The following is a 20,799-nucleotide window of genomic DNA, read 5'->3' as shown; positions in this document are numbered from 1 at the left end:
AGACGCATGTTAGGAAGAAATAATTATAACGAACGCTTACGCAGGTTAGAGGGCCAAAATAAAAAAGAACGCTTTTCCATTAGGAAATTAGCTGTTGGTGCAGCATCAGTTTTGCTGGGCTTCAGTTTTGTGGGCTTAAACGGCCAGAAGGCGCAGGCTGAAACAACTGATGCAGGTACAGATGAGGCAAAAACGGCCCAGGCCGCTCAAACTGCCGCCGACAAAAAAGATACCAGTACCGACCAGGGTGCGCAGGCTAAACAACAAAAAACGGTCAAACCGCAACTGTCCACATTTTCGGGGTTGACCATGTTTTTGCGTTCGGGAGAAGAAACCGCAAGTAGTGAAGGAAGCACCAGCTCAGCGGGCACGGAATCGTCCAGTTCAAGCTCAAGTTCGGATTCCACACCAAGTTCTGCGGCCGACACAGGGCAGCAGGAACACGGTGAAACTGCGCCATCTGCGGCGAGTTCTGGTCAAGATGAGCAGCAGGCTGCTAATAGTGATCCTAAGCCTGATGAAGATATCAATAAAGATGATGAGGAGCAGCAAAAAGCCAAGCAAAAGCCGGTGGTTGGGCCGCAGGATGCGGCTTCGGCAGCGGCAGCTTTGCAGACTTCGATTAATAATGCTAATGACTGGAAAGGCCAAAATGTTTATCGGTTAGTAGCGGCAGCAACGAAGGCCGACTTTGAGACAAGCCTGACGACAGCACAAAATTTGTTAGACACCTACAATGCTAATAATGCGGCAGTGACTGAAGAACAATTAACTGCTGCAAAGACCGACTTGGATGCAAAAAACTCGGCTGCCCACAAGGTTGAAGTCAGAACGTGGAATGACTTCACTACAGCATTAAGCAATAGTAAAGTTAGCATTGTCTCTCTTCAAGAAGATTTAACAAGCTTAAGCGATATTAATCTGGGTAATAATCGACAGGTAGTAATTGAAGGCAATGGTCATTTGCTTTCTGTCAGACAACTTGCGGCTTATCATTCGTACTATGGTAAGAGTAGTATAACTTTGAAAAACTTGCTGCTAACTGGTACAGATAAAACACGTCCGACGATTTGTACCAATAAAATCATTTTAGAAGATGTTACTGGTACCAATGCATCTTTTCAGGCATATTATAGTTCTTACCACGGAGCACTTGATATTGAGTTGAAGGGGAGGGATATTTTTACTAACGATAAAGATAATAGTATCTATTTGTTTTATGAAGGTGATACTACTCATCATTTAACAATTGATGATGGGGCTGAAGTGGTTGTTAATACCACTGGAATGTCAATTGGTAACGATCCAAATTCAGATCATTATAATGGTATCGACGTTGGTAAGAATGCCTCTATTACTTACAATATGACTAAGGGTAATATTACCCAAGGCAACTCTGGTGTATATTTCAAAGTTGCTGAAGGCGGTTCTTTAAAGATTAATTTACACGGCAATACTGGTACTCACATTAACACATTAAAGAGTCTGGTTGCTTCTCAGCCTAAAGCAATCAGTTTTACATCGGATAATGACCGCGATACTTTTTCTTTTGGCGTTTTAGACATTGATGGCCATAAGCTTGGCTTAAGTGATGGTACATACAAGTGGATGTTTAACCGGGCAGGAGATGGTAGTAGCAGCCCGCTTCATTTGCTTGGTGATAAGATAAACTTTGACTTAGAATTGTTGGACAATAACACCCCTTACAGTCAAATTCCAAGTAAAGGCAAGGCCAGCTCTAATTACACAAGTATCGATGGCAGTGTTAGTGATAAGGATACGTTAGCTGCTGTCATGGACACGGCTAACCAAAATAAAAACGGCACAGGAATTCCTTCATTTTCCTTAGGTTCAGATCTATACGGTGCCGAAATGTCCAAAGCCGGTATGTTGGATCTGAGTGCTGCTGATATAGTAGCACACAAGGATCAGACTGAACTGGGCTCAGCTGCAAAGTATCTTAAGGCTTGGAACAGCCGTGATGAGGTTCCAGAATCAATTAGTAATTTACAAAACAATCATACTGTTACTGATATTTCTTGGCTTAAAAATAAGGCGATGGATAAATCCGGTAATTTAACGGATGACGGGATTATTAAGGGAGTAGCTAGCGGTGCGCTAAATGATTCCATTGTTGGGCCGACCTCTAATCAGTTGGGTAATGCCGTGATCAGGGTTATCTACGATGATGGTACCTATGATGATGTTCCAATTAAGGTAGGAGTTATTGAAGCAAGACCGAAATCCAATTATCGTGCAACAACTGGTTCGGGTGTGGTTCCAACAGAAGAACAAGCTAAGGATGCAATTTCTTTCTTTGATAGTGATAATAAGGATGCGGCAGAAACAGCAGCTGCTAATTGGAAGCTGCATTACGAATGGGTACGTAGAGATCCGGATGAGCACGGCGACTATCAGCCATTAACCAGTGATGATGTCCAGGCTTCCGGCAGCCATAATGTTGCTATCATGGTTCATTATGTGAATAATGAGGGTCATGACACTGGACGGCAGCTGGTTAAAGTGTCGCTGATTGTTAATCCATATAGCATGAATGGCAGTACTATTACATTTAATCAAGCGAAAACAGTGACGGCACACCTGCGTGAGCCAGACACGGTTGATGATTTCGTTATCAATACTCCGACAGAATTTACCAGTCCTAGTGAAATTGATAATTTAGTTACGATAACACATTCAGGTGCCCCCATTACGCCAAGTACCGTGGTCAAACAAATTGAATGGTTCAAGGTGCCGACCGCAATTGGCGATGCTCAAGATGCACAGATCAAATTGCATTATAAAGACGATTCAATTAGCGATCCGGTAGCAATCAAAGTTAATGTTATTGGCGGAATAAGTAGTGGAACTGATACTACCTTAGATCGCGGTAATGCAGGCTATTTAACTGCTGAGACTGCTAAAGCAGCTCTGACTCCTGCTAGTGTAGCTAAGATTGAGGCTGTCTATCCAGGCGCAATTTCATACAGCTGGGCAGCAAATAGTGATGGAATGGGTGTAATTGATTCTACTCTGGTTGATAGTATCGGCGAGCATCACGCTGCCTACGTAGTGATCAATTATGGTGACCACACTAAACAAATTGTCAAAGTCTACCTGCATGTGCGCGGTAACGCGGAAAAATATCAAGGTAATATTACTATCGCGCAAATTAATTCTCACGTTAATGCCAGTCAAGCTGAATTAAATGCTTCTTTAAATGCTGCAGTATCGATTGGTTCACTTATTTCAAGTGGGCCGACTCCCGATTATACAGTTCAGTGGTCGAACTATCCGGATGTTAACCAAAACGGCTTGATTGACGGGATCATGAAGCAGACAGGGAAGGCTAAGATAACTTTTTCTGATGATTCTATTGCCGAAGAAGATGTAGAAATTAACGTTGTTGGTGGTCAAAGCAATGATAAAGACACAGTGATTAATCGCGGCGCGGCATTAACCGCTGTTCAGGCAAAAGCGGCTTTAACACAGGCCAGTGTTGATCGGATTAACCAGTATTATCCAAGTAATGTTACCTATTCGTGGGCCGGCAATGCTGCTGGTAGCGGGGCCCCAGATGTTAACAGCAGTGACATGGTTGGTCAGCACCACACCGCTTACGTGGTAATTAATTTTGGCAATGGCAGACAGCAGCAGGTAGTTGCGGTTAACCTGCATGTGCGCGGCGCGGCCGAGCAGGCGCAAGCTGAAGGCAAGATTCATTTTGGCGCAGTTACGTCGCATGTTAACGCCAGTGCCAACTTACTTGATGACCAGCTTGCCAGTGCCACAACGATTGATGATTTTTCAGCAGGTGATTACACGGTTAGCTGGAAGACGCGGCCAGACGTTACCATCGCCGATCTGAGTGGCGGTAAAAAAACAGTTACGGGCAAGGCAACGATTTTCTTTAATACCGATAATTCACAAGTGACACAGGACGTCACGATTACGGTTGTTGGCGGTGAAGCTATCCAGCAGGTGCTTCCGATTAATTTGGGCACAACCCCAGCTGCCACATTCACACCGGAAACAGCAAAAACTGCCCTAACCAATACTAGTGTGGCAAATATTACCGCTGCGTATCCTAGCGCAACTTATAGTTGGTCTAAGGATGGTATCGGCAGCGACCTGCCGGATATCAGCACGGCAGATGGTCAGGACCACGTTGCTTATGTAGTAATTAATTATGGCGACAGTAATAAGCAGGCGGTCCCGGTTACTTATCGTGTTAAAAATTACCAAGAACAGTTTGCCGGGAAAATTACGGTTCCTAATCACTTTAAGATGCATGCTTCCGATGATGCACCGCAGGCGCCGGCAAATATCAAAGATTTTACTGCTGCAGACCGGATCAAAACCTTAATTAACATTCAAGGCGTGGCTGATTCCAGTCAGGTTGTTAAAAAGATTATTTGGGCCAATCCCGCTAATACCCCGATCAGTACCAGTGTGCATTCAGGTCAGACCCAAAGCGGGAAGATTAAGCTCGTTTATCAGGATGATTCAGAGAGTGAAGCTATTACCGTCAATGTTGACATTGTGGGTGCAAAATTAAAAGAAAATCGGACATTTTTCAAGGGGGCAATCCCGAAAGCCAAAGATATGGTTGATAATCCGAATGATTTGCAGGAATTTGGTGTAACTGACAATGACTATAGCTGGGTTGATAAGACTAGTCATAATCTGTTGCAAGATGCCGATTTTACTCCCGGTGTGCACGATATTGCACTGCGGGTCGGGTATTCCGACGGAACGAAGCAATATGTTGAGCTGACAGTCACCGTTTCCACAATGAAGGATCAGTACAAGGACCAGACAACTATTTCTAATATTAGCACGCACGTTGGTGCCAATATTAACAGGGTGCTGAAAGATGCGACACGGGTTGTCGGATTGGAGTATGGTACAGGCTATACGGTTAGCTGGCAGAGCGCACCGGACATAACAGAAACAGGTTTAATTAATGGTGCTAAACCTACTGCTAATTGTACAGCTAAAGTCACTTATAGTGATGGTACTACTAGTGATCTGATAAGTTTTACGGTTGATGTTGTTGGTGGTCAAGCCAACATGGAAGGCACCGTGGTTAATTTGGGTGAAGCGCCGACTGCAGATGATGCGGCGCTGGCGTTAACGGATCAAAGCAAGAGCAAAATCAGTACGTTAGTTGCTCCAAATGCATATACTTGGGCGAAAAATGTCGATGGCTCAGGGCCGGTGGATGTCAACCACTTCGGTGATAATAATTCTGCTTACGTGGTAATTCATTATTTGGATGGAACTATCCAGACAGTCAAGGTTAAGCTGCACGTTAAGAGCATGAGTGAGCAATACGCAAATAAGGTTACGGTTACTCCAATTGATACGCATGTTGGTGTAAATCCTACTCAAGTGCTTAAAAATGCAATTAGCGTCACTGGTTTGACTTATGGTACTGATCGTGATTACACCGTTATTTGGAAACCTAGTGATACACCCGATTTTGGTGCTTATTATTTAGCTAATGGTACTAAGTCAATCAGCGGCACGGCAATAATTAATTATCATGATGGCAGTAGCAGTGCCGAGCAGACGGTCTCTGGAACGGTCGTAGGTGGTCAACCGCTTCCAGCCGGAATTACCGTTGACGTGAATGCGGCTTTGACATCAGATGATGCTAAAGCGGCTCTGACACCAGAAAGTGTGGCTGCGATCGGCTTAAAGGCGACAAGTTATTCCTGGTGTGCAGCTGCTAACGGCACAGGCAGCGTTGATACCAGCACCCCAGGTGCTAATAACTCTGCTTACGTGTTAATTGAATATACTGACGGTATTAAACAGGCAGTTAAAGTCAATTTATATATTAAGAGCATGAGTGAGCAATACACGGATAAGATTAGTGTTGCGCCAATTAATACGCACGTTGGTGCCGACATGAATGGCCTGCTTGTGGATAAGGTGACAGTTACTGGTCTTGCTGATAATAAATATACTGTCAGCTGGCAGACTCCGCCGGATATAAATGATACCGGTTTATCGCTAGCGGGCAAAAAGGATGTAACTGGTACGGTCTTAATCACTTTTTCTGACCATACGACCGCAACTAAGACGGTTAATGTCAATGTGATCGGTGGTAAGGCACGGGACACCAAAACTACCGTTAGTTTGAATTCAGCTCCAGGAGAAGATGAAGCAAAGGCGGCTTTGACAGGTGAGAGTTTAGTCACAATCAGCTCAGAGGTAACAGCTTATTCTTGGGTTAGGAACAGTGACGGCACGGGCAATGTTGATACCAGCCATCCGGGTGATAATGACTCTGCTTACGTTGTAATCAAATATAAAGACCATACTCAGCAAGTGGTTAAAGTTAAACTGCACGTTAGAGGCATGAGTGACCAATACGGCAGTGCAATCACGGCTGCTGCGATTAATACGCACGTTGGTGTCGCCGTCAATGGACTGCTGACAGGTAAGGTGACAGTCGCTGGTCTTGCTGATGATAAATATTCTGTTAGTTGGCAGACTCTGCCGGATGTAACTGGAACCGGCCTATCAACGTCGGGATTTAAGACTGTAACCGGTACGGCCCTGATTACTTTTACAGATGATGGAACAACTGCAACCAAGACGGTTAATGTCAATGTGATTGGTGGTTATGCCGCCACGGAAGGTATTGCTGTTGACTTGAATGCTTCATTGTCTGAAGGGGATGCAAAGGCGGCTTTAACCAATACAAGTGTAGATAAAATTAAAGATTTGGTTACTAGTTATGCGTGGGCCAAGAATAGCGATGGCACGGGTTCTATTGATACCAGTCACCCTGGGGATAATGACTCTGCCTATGTGGTAATTAAATATAATGATGAGACCAAGCAAGCGGTCAAAGTTAAGCTGCATGTTAGGAGCCTAGCCGATCAATTTGCGGGCAAGGTTAATATCGCCGGCCCCCTTGCGACGCATGTCAACGCCAATGCCGCCGCTCTCTTAACGGGCAAGGTAACCGTGGCTGATTTTCCGCAAAGTGGAGCAACTTACAGTGCAAGCTGGCAAACGGGGCCAGACCTTTCTGATACTGATTTAGGAATTGATGGCAAAAAGACGGCTGTAGGCAAAGTTTTAGTTAGCTTTAGTGATGGCTCTAGCATCACAACTGATAATGTGGAGGTAAAGGTTGTCGGGGCCAAGGCCAGTCAGGAAGGCACTAGTATTAACCTCAATGACAATTTAACCGCGGAAACGGCTAAGCAGGCTCTGACTGACGGCAGCAAGGAGAACATTGCTGCACTAGCTAACAGCTATACCTGGGCCAAGAATAGTGACGGCTCGGGTACTGTGGATACTGGTACTGCTGTTGACCGGGGCTCAGCGTACGTGATAGTTGGTTATACTGATGGTACTAAACAAGCGGTTAAAGTTGTATTAACAATTAAAGGTTTGAGTGACCAGTACGCAAATAAGATCAACGTGAAGCCAATTACGACACATGTGAATGCGCAGGCTGATAGTTTACTGCTGGGTGACGTGGTGACGGTTGACGACCTGGATGCAAGTAAATATACGGTAAGCTGGCAATCGAAGCCCGACCTTTCCAAGAATGATTTAGGCACAGGCACCAAGACCGTTTCTGGGACAGTTTTACTTATGTTTAACGACCATACGACGGCAACTAAAGAAGTGACCGTGAAGGTAGTCGGTGCTGTGGCTAATAGCTCGGGGGCAACGGTGACAGTCGGCACCGACCTGGCTGCGCCAAGCGTAAATGCCGCTAATAAGGCACAAACGGCTTTGCTGGATGATAGCCTAACGGCAATTAATTCTTTCGTTAGCAGCGCAATTGATAATTATACGTGGTGCAAAAATGAAGATGGTTCCGGCACGGTAACTACTAGTGCGGCTACGACTGATAGTTCTGTTTACGTGAAGGTGAAATATACTGACGGTACCAGCCAAACAGTTGCGGTCAAGCTAACGGTTACGGGCCTTAGCGATAAATATGGCGGTAGTATTGTGGCCAATACTATTAATACGCATGTTGGTGCCAATATTGATCGGGCTTTGTCCGGGCAAGTGACGGTTACGGGCCTAGAGCCAAATAAATATGAAGTTAGTTGGAAAACTAGCCCGGATATATCTGCTACCGGCTTAGAAGCTGGGAGAAAGCAGGTAACTGGTCAGGCACAAGTTAAGTTCTCTGATAATTCAGTAGCTTATGTAGATGTTCCAATCAATGTTATTGGCGGCCAAGGTGTTAGCGGCGGGGTGACAACCACTGCAGGTATGTCATTAGGTGCAGCTACAACAGGGTTGACATTACCTAGTTATAACGTGATTAATGCTTCTGTTACTGATTATGCCTGGGCGGCAACCCCGACTGGGAGCGGCGCGCCAGATGTCACGACTTTAGGCACCAGGACCATTTATGTCATGGTTAACTATAAAGATGGAACTAAGCAAGCAGTCGCGGTGGACCTGACAGTTGAGCCCGCCTCCGCTCCGGTGATCGTTCATAAAGTGAAACAGAAGGCTCACATTAAGATGCATGCGGTCACTGGCACATATGCCGATCAAGGCGAGTTAGGGAATCCGGCCAGTTTTTTAGCTGATGAAACCGATTATGAGGGTTCTGTGACAAAGATCAGCGGAGGAGCTACTTGGAAAATCCGGCCACTCTTGACTCAGGCAAATACGACCCAGAGCGGGACCATTACTGTAAAATTTAGTGATGGAGCTGCTGATCAAGATCTTGAAGTAGCGGTTGATGTTATCGGCGGTGTTGCTACTGGCAATGCTACTGCTTACACTATTGATGGCCCTGCCCTAACAGAGTCTGCTGCCAAGGCGGCATTAACCCCGGCCAGTCGTGATGCAATTGCTGCTGCTTATAGTTCAGCCAGTTATCGCTGGGCCAAAAATCCGGATGGGAGCGACACACCGGATTTGACAGCGACTTCTGCGTTCACGGCATATGTGGTAATTGACTATGGTGATACCGGGATCCAAGCGATTCCAGTTCTCCTGCAGCCGGAAAGGATGGCCGATAAATACAATGGGAAGATTTCAGCTCTAAGCCCGATCACCCTGCATGTCAAGGGTCAGGGGACGGTCATTAGTACATTTGATTTTACCGATAAAGCGGGAATTGATCGTATGGTCAGGATTACCGGTGTGGCTAAACCAAGTGATAAAATTAAAAGTTTGCGCTGGGATACGCCACCTTCTGCCCCCAAAATTACCAATGGCTTGGTAGGGAATTACTTAGACGGTAAAATTGTTGCGGTTTATGAAGATGATTCTGAAAGTACCATGCTTCCTGTCAAAGTCAACCTTGTTGGCGGTGTCATGAAGGGAGAAGGTGATAATCAGGATTTAATTACCGTTAACCAAAATGCTGCCTTGCCTCTGGCGTTTGATCAATTAACGGCGGCAAGTACTAATGCCATCTTTTCTACTTACACTACTGCCACCTATTCTTGGTGTAAGAATGCTGATGGTACGGGAAATGTACCGGACACAGATCATGCTGATAATATTGGTGACACGACCCCGATATATTTAAAAATAAAATATGGAACAGATGACAATGATGTTCAGATTATCCGGTTTAGGCTGCACGTTAAAGGTGAAGCGGAGCAAAATAGTGATCGAATATATGTTGATCCGATCGTTACCCACGTTAATGCCGATATCAATGCTGCCCTGGCAGCGGCCGTGCATGCTCCAGGTATGACAGGTTATAGTGCAAGCTGGTCAGGCACCGGCCCAAACGTAACGGCGAATGGTCTGGATGACACTGGTGAAAAATCAAATAACTTCGATATTAATGTTGTCTTTACTAGTCCTGCCTTGACTGTGACTAGAAATGTTAACGTGAGAGTAATCGGCGCCCAAAGTAAGGGAACAGCTCTTGGGGTGAAGCGTGGTGGACAATTGAATCGCAGTAAAGTTAGTGAGGTATTAACTTACGGCAGTTACAGCAAATTAAACGGGTTAGTTAGCTATGGTTATCCGGTAAGTTATCGCTGGGCAGCAAATGCGACTGATAATGGGTCAGCGACACTCGCTGTTCCTGAAAATTCTGAAGCTTATTTAATAGTTGATTATGGTGATCAAACTAAACAAGTCATTAGAGTGGACTTGAATGTCCAAAACCAAGCGCAAGAAAATGAAGGGAAGGTTACGTCTAGTGCAATTGAGACCCACGTTGGTGCCAGAGCGACTGATCTTGATCGCAAATTAAAAGATGCAGTTACTATCGGCTCTATCGGCGCATATTTGGTCAATGGTGTTGATTATACCCTTAGTTGGGTTACTCAGCCTGATTTAACGGCAGCAGGTCTGAATTCTACAGGTCTCAATGCAAAGGATTATCAAGTCAAGATCAGCTATACCGACGGCTCAATAGCTTATACGAATGTACGGCTTAAGGTATATGGTGCCGTAGCTACAGGAAATACTACAAATGTAGATCAAGGTAATCCTGCAGGTTTTACCCAAGGTAAAATTACGGATGCGGTGACGATTCCTAGTGCTATTTCTGGGCAAGTAGTTGATACAACTTGGTCTAAAGATGGCAGCAGTAATGATTTACCTAACATAGCTGTTGGGGATGAAAATGCTAATGATACCCGGCCCGCTTATGTTGTTGTCCATTACAATGACGGAACCATGCAGGCGGTGCGTGTCAAACTGCACGTTAACAAATTGGGCGGCAGTACCGGTGATATTCAGATTAATGACATGACGACCCACGTTGGTGCCGAAAGCATGCTGGACGAGCTGCTGCAAGATAATGTAACGGTGAGTTCTGGTGGTAATTTCACTACGCAGTGGCTGACGCCCCCGGATGTGTCCAGCACGGGCTTAATTAACGGTCGTAAACAAGCGCTTGGGCAAGCTAAGATTACGGTTGGTGGTCTCAGCACAGTTCGACCGGTGGTGATTAATGTTGTCGGTGTCAAGCCGTCGGGAAGCAGTGTGAAGGTCAATCAGGGCCGGCCGCTTGCTCCTGATACAGTAATTGACAGCAGCGTTGACCCCGCTGTTTTAAGCTGTCTTGATCTAGGATTAGTGCAAAACTACGGTCCGTTTGTTTATCAATGGTCAGGGACTAATAGTACTAATGCAGATGGGTATGTTAATATTGCTGTTACTTACCGTGACGGTGGAACGCAGATTGTCTCTGTTCCGCTGCAAGTAATAATCCCAGTAGGCGGCACTATTAATACTTATCAAGGTGCTAGCTTAAGTTCAGCCGATGCCCAGCGTGCAATCAGCAATTACAGTGAATTAATTAAGGTAATTGGCTGCACTTGGGGCAATCCACCAGACACAAGCACGCCTGGTATTCATTCAGAGACTGTTCGCCTTACTTATGGTGATGGCACTTCAGAAAAGAATGTCCCAGTATCAATTAATGTTACTAGCAAGCCAAGCAGCAGTTCGATGGCGGACAAGAATCCGGCAATCGGCGGTAGTATTTCAGTTCCGCAGTATACGGACTTAGCTTCAGACACGAGTTATGCTGCCCGCGGCATTAGCAATAGCAGCTCGCTGCCGGCAGGAACAACTTATCGCTGGGATACTTCCAGTCTGCCGAATACCTCGGCACCTGTTGGTTCTAAGTTTAACGGTTTTGTTAATGTTTCTTATCCAGACGGGTCAGCTGCTTCTGTTGGTGTAGGGGTGACAATTGTTGCGCCAATCAATAATAATGTAGTGATTGGGCACGATACACCTGTTTATGATCCTAGCGGCAAGACTGACGGTACGATTATTGCTAGCGGTTCAGTTGTTCCGACTCAAGGCAGTAAGGTAATTAATGGTGAGAATACTGTTAATATCAGCCATAGCAATGATTACATCCCGTCAAGCAACGTCACAGGCACCAAGGTGAAGCTGATCCATAATGCTTATATTTATAAACGCAATGGCAAACTAAAAGATAAGCATGTTCTTCCGAGAGGCATGGAGGTCACGGTTTACGGCGAACCGGTAACAATTCGCGGCAAGCAATATTTCCAAGTAGGGAAAAATCAATACATTAAGAAGAATAATTTCCCGCCAACAGGAGAATGGAAGACACCGCTGCCGGCACAAAATGAGCCGGAGACAATCCCGGCAGTTGAAAAGACCTTGATGCATGATTCCTACCGGTATGACGGTACGGGCAGTCAGCTTGATCAGGTGCTGCTGCGGGCTGGCTCTCAGATTAAAACTTACGGCAAAGCAACGATTAATAAAGAATCTTACTATGTTGTCGATGACAACGTTTATTTACCGGCAGAAAATATTGATGCGCAAAAGCGTAAACTTAAGCGCAATGCCTGTGTGTACGACCAGGACGGTGACCGTCTAAAGAAGAAGCTGAAGAAGGGCAAAAAGGTGAAGACTTACGGCGACACTGTGATGATCAATGACAAGGAATATTACATCGTTGGTAATAAGCAATATGTAAGGAAAGGAAATTTTGGACGTAAAAAATAAATAATTTGTAAATTACAAGCAACCCCAGCTAGTTTCGGCTAGCTGGGGTTGTGCGTTTCAAGTGGGAACATACAGTGATAAACTAAAAGTGTTTTGGAGGATCAAAAAATGGAGATACAAGAAGAATTAATGAAGCGGCTAGCAGATGACGAAGAAGAAATGATTAAGATTCGGCGGCATTTGCATGCCCATCCGGAACTGTCAAACCAGGAGAAGGCAACGCATGATTACATTAAAAACTTTTATCAAGGTTTAGACTGCCGGGTTAGCGACTGCGGGGACAGTTACGGGATAACAGTCGATATTGACAGCGGGAAACCCGGTCCTAAGCTCGCCTTGCGGGCTGATTTTGATGCGTTGGGTATTCAAGAAACGAATGATTTACCGTTTAAATCGCAGAATCAGGGTGTGATGCATGCCTGCGGTCACGACGCGCATACGGCATACCTGCTGGTGCTGGCGAAAAATCTGATTGCGCTTAAAGATCAGCTGCGGGGCTCAATTAGGATTATTCATCAGCCTGCCGAAGAAAAGGCACCTAGCGGAGCGCTCAGCATGATTGCCGGCGGCGTATTAGACGGGGTAGATAATGTCATCGGGATGCACGTAATGTCGACCATGCCTTTGGGTGCGATTGGCTATCACAGCGGTGATAGCCAAACCGGCCGTTCCAACTTTACGGTTAAATTTATCGGTAAGGGTGGTCACGGCTCAATGCCGCAGCTGTCCAACGATGCAATTGTGGCCGGCTGTTATTTTGTGACGGCCCTGCAGACCATTGTTTCCCGCAGAGTTGAACCAGCGGCGCATGCCAGCATTACTGTCGGTTCATTTGATGGCCTGGGGACCAGCAATGCGATCAAAGAGGCGGTTACCCTTAAGGGCGACATCCGGATCATGGATGAAGATACGCGGACTGTGATTCACGACCAGCTTGAGCGGCTGATCAAGGGAACAGAAGCAATGTTTGGCGTAAAGGCTGAATACGAGATTGTTAAGGACGTGCCGGTTCTTTATAACGATCCGGCATTCACGAAGCAGGTTGTCACGGGCTTGAAGTCAGTCACAATTCCCGAAATCACGCAGGTGACCGATTTTGGTCCGCAGGATCCGTCGGAAGATTTTTCCTATTATGCGTTAAAAAAATCGTCCACCTTTTTGTATGTTGGCTGTGACGTTGCCGATGGCGCGGTTCATCCGCACCATAGCCCTAACTTTATGCTGGATGAGCGCTGCATGTTAATCGCGGCTAAAGCAGCAGGTACGGCTGCCCTGCAATATTTATTGCGGGATTAAACTAATTATGAAGCTGCTTTTAACCGGTGACAGTATTATCGCGCGCAAGGAAGGGCTGCAGGAACTGTACCTTAACGTGGATTTAAGAAAAAGGCTGCCCGCTCTTGAAATAATTAATACGGCGGTTTCGGGAATTAATTCCGGAGCCTTTTTTGCGCGGCTGAATGAGTTGGTATTTCAGCAAGAGCGTTGTGATAATATTGTGCTGCTGCTTGGAACCAATGACTTGGCACGGCACAAGCAAGTGCCGTTAACGCAATTTGGGCAAAATATGGCATTAATTGTTTCAAGTATTATCTGTTTATATTATCCGCAGCATATATTTTTGGTATCACCGCCAGCGGTTGACGAGCAGAAGCAAACAAGCCGCACCAATAACTTAGTTGCGGCTTATAGCGGACAGGTTCAGCAAATTGCATCTGTTTACCATTGTCATTTTGTTAATCTCGCTCAGGCAATGCTAACTCATGGTGACTTGACTAATTTATGCTGTGGTAGCCTAAATGATGGCCTGCATTTTGGGGCGGAAGGATACAACTTGCTGGCGGATCTGCTTGCGCGGGGATTGCTGAAAAGCAGCTAGTTAGCGTTAAATCTTTTTCTTAATTCTAATAATTCGTAAAAATCAACGTTTTTTGTAAATAGAAGTCATCAAGCAATTTCTATTTGCTAAAAAGCGCCTTTTTTAATGTTTTCAATAAATTTTCTTTCTTCTTGACAATTAGTTAGGTACCGAACTATAATCTAAAACAAAAAATAATAAGGTACCTAACAAAAAGGAGTACAAGATGGAAGAAATGAATCAACAATTGTTGGGGCAATTACGCTTCATCAGCCGCGCAAGTAATTATTTTATGTATCAGCATCAGCAGGGCTTCAACGGGCAGAAACGTGTTTTAGCGGTGCTCAAGCTTGAAGATGGGCTAACCCAGAATTATCTGGCCAAAATTTTGGCACTAAGCCCGGGATCACTTGCTGAATTATTGAAGAAGCTTGAAGATAAGGGAGAGATCCGGCGCGAGGTTGCCAAAAACGACCGCCGCAGCAAGAAGATTTACCTGACAGAAGTCGGACGCAAGTTGGCTGATCAGCAAGCGGCGGCGATGAAGGAAAATAGCGGCGCGGACTTTTTTGCCGGCTTGACCGCCGATGAGCAGGAGCGCCTAAGCGAACTTTTGGTGAAAATCCCATCCGGCTGGGATGAAGAGTTTAAGACCAAGACCGACAAGTTCGTTGAGCCATTTGACCGGATGGAGCTGATGCGCAAGTACCGTGGAAAATGGCGCCACCATGACTTTTCGGAAGAAGAAATCAAAGAGTGGCGGAAAAAATACGGCCGGCATCATTTTCATGGCAATTGTCACTACGGTGATTCTTGGTGTGGGAAATAGTTATTGGGAGCATTGCAAATGACACAAGCAAGTTATCAAACTGATAAGCATGTGCAAAAGACCCGCTGGTGGATTTTAGTTGCCGTGGGCTTATTTACCTTTATGTCAACGCTAGACGGGACAATCGTCAATATTGCCCTGCCGGTCATCAGCAAGGATCTGCGGATCCCAATGAGTCAAGCGGAATGGGTGGTTTCCCTATATTTGATTATTGTCTGCACCTTTATCCTCTTTTTTGGGAAGTTAGGCGATATTTTTGGTAAAATCAAAATCTTCCGCCTGGGAGCAATCTTCTTTATTGCCGGTTCGCTCTTGTCCGGGATCAAGGTTAACCTGGCATTTCTGTTGGCCGCACGGACACTTCAGGCCGTCGGGGCGGCGATGACAATGGCCACCAATAACGGGATTATTACGGAAATTTTTCCCAATTCCGAACGGGGCAAGGCATTGGGAATGATCGGATCATTCGTTGCCCTGGGTTCGATTGCTGGACCGGGGCTTGGCGGAGTTATCCTGACCCATTTATCCTGGAGCTATATTTTCTGGTTGAACGTCCCGGTGGGAATTGTGGCGGCAGTCATCGGCGGCCTGGTGCTTCCGAAAGACATTACCTTTAGTAAAAGCTCGCTTGATAAAAAAGGGGCATTTAGTTTTGCACTGGGGATGCTCACTCTGTTTGGCGGTATTTTCCTGGGACAGCAGGTCGGTTTCACCGCGCCGCTTGTCCTAGTTTTGCTGGTACTCGGCATTCTGAGTTTTGTCTGGTTTGGTTACACGGAAGAGCACGAGCAAGCACCGCTCCTGCAGTTTAAATTGTTCAAGAATCCAGACTTTTCGGTCAGCCTGCTGTGTGCACTGCTCATTTTTATCACCAACTTTTTCTTTAACGTTGTGACCCCCTTTTATTTGGAAAATGCACGGCACCTGCCGCCTAGCCAGACAGGCTACCTGTTGATGATCCTGCCGGTGGTCCAGCTGGTTGCGGCTCCGCTTGCCGGGACGGCTTCGGATAAAATTGGCCCGAAACTGATTACGTTTATCGGCCTGCTCTTGCTATTAGTCAGCCAAGTCGGCTACCTGCTTTGCAATTTGTATTCGCCAATCTGGCTGTTTGGTGTCAGCATTGCGATCATGGGTCTGGGCAGCGGGATTTTCAGCTCACCCAACAATTCGCTGATTATGGGATCGGTGGAACAAAAGGACCTGGGAATTGCCGGCAGCATCAATTCCTTGTCACGGAATTTGGGGATGGTAATCGGCATTTCGACGGCCACAACAATCCTGTTTTCAGCCATGAGTCATGCCAAGGGCGCGTGGGTAACTGGATATTTGCCTAAGCAGCCAGAAATTTTTATTTACGGAATGCATGTGGTTTTCATCATTTCGGTTATAATATGCTTAGTTACCGTAATTTTGAGCGGTTGGCGGCTGATTAAAAAGGAGAAATGATGTTAAAAATTATCACTGAGGTCATAGTTTACCTGTATGCCGTGCTGTTTTTGGGCAGCAACTGTTATTCCTATTTTAAAGTAAATAAGGGCAAAACACCGGCCTGGCTCTTGGTTTTGAACTTACTTGCTGGTGTCCTAATGCTTCTGCAGCAGGTTAATGTTTACTCGTTGGTTGCTGGCCTGGTTTTAATGCTGCTTGCAGGCGTTCTGAATGGCAAACTGGTGCTGGGCAAGATTAACTGGAGTCATTTTCTGATAAAACTGCTGCTAGTAGTGCTTGTCATTTGGCTGGAATTTAAATAAAAGGTAAGCTAGAGAGAAACGTAGTTTTGCTTTAAATTTTGTAGTTTAGATGGAAAATCAGCAAATTTTCAACAATAACTGCCAGTATTTTTAGGTCGGCGGCTGTAAGTTTGTGCCAACTTAATTGAGGTATTATAATAAAATTAATTCAAATAAATATAGCGAATTTGCTTTTATAAAATTATTAGTAATTAAAAAAACTTAATAGCTTGTTATTCTTTTATTTACAACGCACGACATGAACGATTGTTGCATCTATGCTTCATAGCGTTATAATAGATTAGACAAGTACAGTTAGTTACGTAATTTAAATATTTAAGATATTTATTAAGTGAACTATATATAAATAGCAGTTTAGTTTTAACTGCTAATAAGTAATAGGCAGCAGCTAACGGTCGTTGTTTCGGGTTGTGGGTAGAAAACATGAAGAGTTCAGATCAAGAAAGAAAGTCAGAAGAACAGCTAATTGAAAAAAATAAAGCTGAAAAAGCAAATGCGTCTGGACAGGACGTATTAACCGCTAACATCGCCGATCTTGACAGCCTATCGGACGGTCTTATTAGTCATCCCCTGAAACCTACATATGTTGCGATGGGCACGCCAAAGGTACAACCGCCGTATGGTGAGCACTTGCTAGATAATGGACAAGCAGCAACTATTCCTACATCTGAAAATACCCAGCCAATGTTTGTTACTGAATCATTTGTAGAAGAAGTTGACACGACTGTTGATGACAATCAATCAATGAATATGTCTGCTTCGTCCGCTGCAACGCAGTCGGCAGCATCCTCTAATTTGTCTTCGATTACGGGTAATAATGTGAGCGTCAGCCACACATCTTTTAATGATTTTGTTCCAAATTCAGAAACTAAAAATCCTTTGGGTAATACTAATCATTCTTCTGTCGCCACTTCTGCAATTGCAAGTATGAGTGCATCTAGTTTTGCAAGTAAAAATTATTCTGAGATGACTTCACGCGGCATCGAATTAAGCCAATCCAACTCTTCGCTGCGTGCAGCTATATCAAATCTTAATGCTAGTTCTTTGTCGTCTGACTCAACAATGAATGCAGGTATTGGAAGTTTACCTGGAGATAATTCACGGTCTTCTTTATCTGACTATTCATTAAGCACTAGCCGAAGCTCAGCTTTGTCAAGTGCGGCTGATTCCTTAAGTTTGGCATCAAGTTTAAGTTTGAACTCGTTGCTGTCTAGTCTGTCATCTTCAGTGTTATCCTCAAGTTTGTCCAGTTTTAGCTTAATGAGTTTATCGTCTAGTTTGAGTTTAAGTTTGTTAAGTTCGAAGTCCGCAGCTGCGTTATCTAGTTTGAGATCCTCATTATCTAGCCTGGCTTTGAGCAGTTCATTAGCATCTTCCCGTCGATCCAGCTTGCAAGCAAGCACTGAATTATCGATTGCGCTAAGCAGCTTATCGTCGCAAATTGATTCCTTAACTGCTTCGTCTAGTTTAAGTTCGTTTTTGTCTAGTTCAATTTCAGACAGTTTTTTAGCATCTTCCCGTTTGTCTTCAGCAGCTTTAAGTTCATTGAAGTCGTATTTATCATCTTCTGCTATGTCATCAAGCCTGTCAAGTGCAGTCAGCTCTAGTTTATTGAGTTCGAGTCTCTCAAGCATATCATCCAGTCTGACTGCATCATTGTCGGCTAGTTCATCAACTTCAGTAATTGTGTCTTTGAGTCTTTCCTCCAGCCTCTCCAGTTCATTTAGCTCATTGAGTTCAAAGCAAAGCTCTAGTTTACGCTCACTTTTATCAAGTCAATCTTCGGCGGCTTTATCTTCTAGCCTTTCAAGTATAGCTAATTCCAGTTCACTAAGTTTGTTATTGTCCTCTCTGGTCAGCAGCCTATTATCGCAGAGTGCCGCAGCGGCATCATCTGATAGTTTGACCAGCGGCTCAAAGAATCCAACCAGTTCCCAGCTCAATTCTAAGACAGGTGCTGGTGCTAGTTTACAATTGTCGAGATTATTTAGTTCATCGGCCGCTTCCAGCTTGCAAAGTGTCCAGCCGCAAGCTGATCTGTCATCTGCCTTAAGCAGTTTATTAGCGCAAAGTGCCATAGCTGCATCATCTAACAGTTTGGTCAGCGATTCAAAGAATTCAGCCAATTCCCAACTCCGTCTAAAGACTAGTTCTAATGGTTCCCAGCTAGCGGAATTGTCTAGTTCTTCAAACTTGAGTTCCAGTTTGTCCAGTGCAAAAACAACAGTTGATCTGTCATCTGTGTTAAGCAGCTTATCCCTGGAAAATAGTATCTTAACTGCTTCATCTAGCAATTTGGCCCGTGAATCAAAAAACTTAGCCAGTTCTCAGCTTAGTTTAGAGACCAGTGCTGGTTCCCAGTTGTCGAAAATGATCAGTTCTTCCAATTTGAGTTCCAGCTTGACCAGTTCTTCAACCGTTTCCAGTTCGCTAAGTGCACAGTCAAAAGTCAATCTGTCATCTGCCTTGAGTGACTTATTATCACAAACTGATTCATCTGCGTCATCTAGCAGTTTGACTAGCGGCTCAAAGAATCCAGCCAGTTCCCAGTTAAGTTCAAATACCAGTGCTAGCGATAATTCCCAGTTGCCGAAACTGACCAGTTCTTCAAATTTAAGTTCCAGCTTGTCCAGTTCGTCAACCACTTCCAGTTTGCTGAGTGCACAGTCAAAAGTCAATCTGTCATCTGCCTTGAGCGGCTTATTATCACAAACTGATTCATCTGCGTCATCTAGCAGTTTGACTAACGGTTCAAAGAACCCAGCCAGTTCCCAGTTAAGTTCAAAACCCAGTGCTAGTGCTAATTCCCAGTTGTCGAAACTGACCAGTTCTTCAAGTTTGAGTTCCAGCTTGTCCAGTTCGTCAACCGCTTCCAGCTCGCTGAGTACGCAGTCAAAAGTTAATCTGTCATCTGCATTAAGCGGCTTATCTTCGTCAAAGAGTATTTTAACTGCCTCATCTAGCAATTTGGCCCGTGAATCAAAGAACCCAGCCAGTTTCCAGCTCAGTTTAGCGGCCAGTTCTAGTGCTAGTTCCCAGTTATTACGTCTGTCATATTCAAAACTGTTCTCAAGTTCATTGAGTTCTTTTCTATCAAGTTCGGTTTCCAGTTCAGCGGTGCTGAGCCTGGCTGCATCCTTGAGCAAAGCGACATCAACCAGTGCCAGTAGGAGCTTCAGTCTAAGCAGTGCTACAGATAATAGCAGCGCATATTCGGCGACTGATTATGGGTGCAATAATAATTGCAGTACTGTCACAAGTTCCAATACGGCTGCTGCTAAGGGCACCATTAGAAAGTTGCATCACAATGCAGGTTTCTATGATCAGCTGGGGAAAAGGATTGGGACGTTAATTTTGGCAAGGAATTCACTTGTTAAGACCTATGGCGAGAAAGTATTAATTAATGACAAGTATTTTTACTACATTGGTAATAGCCAATATGTAATTGCCAGCAACTTTGTGGGGTCTGAACTAATACTGAAGCATGATGCCTACGTTTACGATGCGGATGGTAACCGAATAGAAAGAGAAGTACTTAAGAAAGGCGAGAAGATTAAGACCTACGAAACGGTTAAGATCGCTGGCCGTGAATTTTACAGTATTCATTTTGGCAGGTATTTGGCCACTGGCAACTTTGTTGGTTCCGAGCTTGAGCTAGCGCATAATGCTTATGTTTACAGTGAACGGGGCGTGCGCATCGGAACTGAAGTGCTGGAGAAAGGCAGAAAGATTAAGATTTACAGTACAAGATTAATTAACGGCGAAAAGTACTATCATGCTGGACACGGTCGTTATATCTTGGCTGCTAATTTTGAGAAAAAGTAAATTAGTTTATTTAATGATAAAATAAGCATAAGTGTTTGTTAGAGCTGATGGATTTGCAAAGACATTCT

10 protein-coding genes are annotated in these 20,799 nt (G+C 44.7%); 7 read left to right on the top strand and 3 right to left on the bottom strand.

The window, feature by feature from the left end; translation table 11 throughout:
- The first annotated feature begins 6 nt into the window (after positions 1-6).
- The 6 genes from PT285_RS09785 to PT285_RS09760 all read left to right on the top strand — a co-directional run bounded on the left by PT285_RS09785 (position 7) and on the right by PT285_RS09760 (position 16,906).
- Entirely contained in the window at positions 7-12,465 is a 12,459-nt protein-coding gene (locus PT285_RS09785; RefSeq protein WP_277150122.1) for a Rib/alpha-like domain-containing protein, read from the top strand.
- 108 nt (positions 12,466-12,573) lie between these two features.
- Positions 12,574-13,761 carry an amidohydrolase gene (locus PT285_RS09780; RefSeq protein ID WP_277150120.1) on the top strand — a complete coding sequence of 396 codons (1,188 nt, stop codon included), beginning with the start codon at positions 12,574-12,576 and terminating at the stop codon, positions 13,759-13,761.
- A gap of 7 nt (positions 13,762-13,768) precedes the next feature.
- On the top strand, positions 13,769-14,344 hold the full coding sequence (locus PT285_RS09775; protein ID WP_277150118.1) for a GDSL-type esterase/lipase family protein: 576 nt from the start codon (positions 13,769-13,771) through the stop codon (positions 14,342-14,344).
- A gap of 205 nt (positions 14,345-14,549) precedes the next feature.
- Positions 14,550-15,152 (top strand): MarR family winged helix-turn-helix transcriptional regulator, encoded by a 603-nt coding sequence (locus PT285_RS09770; protein ID WP_277150116.1) that lies wholly within the window; start codon positions 14,550-14,552, stop codon positions 15,150-15,152.
- A gap of 18 nt (positions 15,153-15,170) precedes the next feature.
- Positions 15,171-16,601, top strand: coding sequence for an MFS transporter (locus PT285_RS09765; protein ID WP_277150115.1), 1,431 nt, complete (start codon positions 15,171-15,173; stop codon positions 16,599-16,601).
- Positions 16,598-16,906: a hypothetical protein gene (locus tag PT285_RS09760; RefSeq protein WP_277150113.1), complete on the top strand. Its 309-nt coding sequence runs from the start codon at positions 16,598-16,600 to the stop codon at positions 16,904-16,906. Before PT285_RS09765 ends, PT285_RS09760 begins: the two co-directional genes overlap by 4 nt.
- A 1,118-nt stretch (positions 16,907-18,024) precedes the next feature.
- Here PT285_RS09760 and PT285_RS09755 read toward each other — a convergent pair.
- The 3 genes from PT285_RS09755 to PT285_RS09745 all read right to left on the bottom strand — a co-directional run bounded on the left by PT285_RS09755 (position 18,025) and on the right by PT285_RS09745 (position 20,052).
- Positions 18,025-18,540, bottom strand: coding sequence for a hypothetical protein (locus PT285_RS09755; protein ID WP_277150111.1), 516 nt, complete (start codon positions 18,538-18,540; stop codon positions 18,025-18,027).
- A gap of 141 nt (positions 18,541-18,681) precedes the next feature.
- A complete protein-coding gene (locus tag PT285_RS09750) occupies positions 18,682-19,200 on the bottom strand; it encodes a hypothetical protein (protein ID WP_277150109.1) in 519 nt (172 codons plus the stop codon).
- Positions 19,201-19,233: 33 nt separating this feature from the next.
- A complete protein-coding gene (locus PT285_RS09745; protein WP_277150107.1) occupies positions 19,234-20,052 on the bottom strand; it encodes a hypothetical protein in 819 nt (272 codons plus the stop codon).
- Between PT285_RS09745 and PT285_RS09740 the strand changes: the two genes are divergently transcribed.
- Entirely contained in the window at positions 20,045-20,731 is a 687-nt protein-coding gene (locus tag PT285_RS09740) for an SLAP domain-containing protein (RefSeq protein ID WP_277150105.1), read from the top strand. The two genes, PT285_RS09745 and PT285_RS09740, sit on opposite strands and share 8 nt — an antisense overlap.
- Positions 20,732-20,799: the final 68 nt, after the last annotated feature.

The organism is Lactobacillus sp. ESL0791 (assembly GCF_029433255.1).
Classification (GTDB): Bacteria; Bacillota; Bacilli; order Lactobacillales; family Lactobacillaceae; genus Lactobacillus.
Note: the sequence above shows the minus strand (reverse complement) of the source record. Positions and strands in the feature narration are given on the sequence as shown.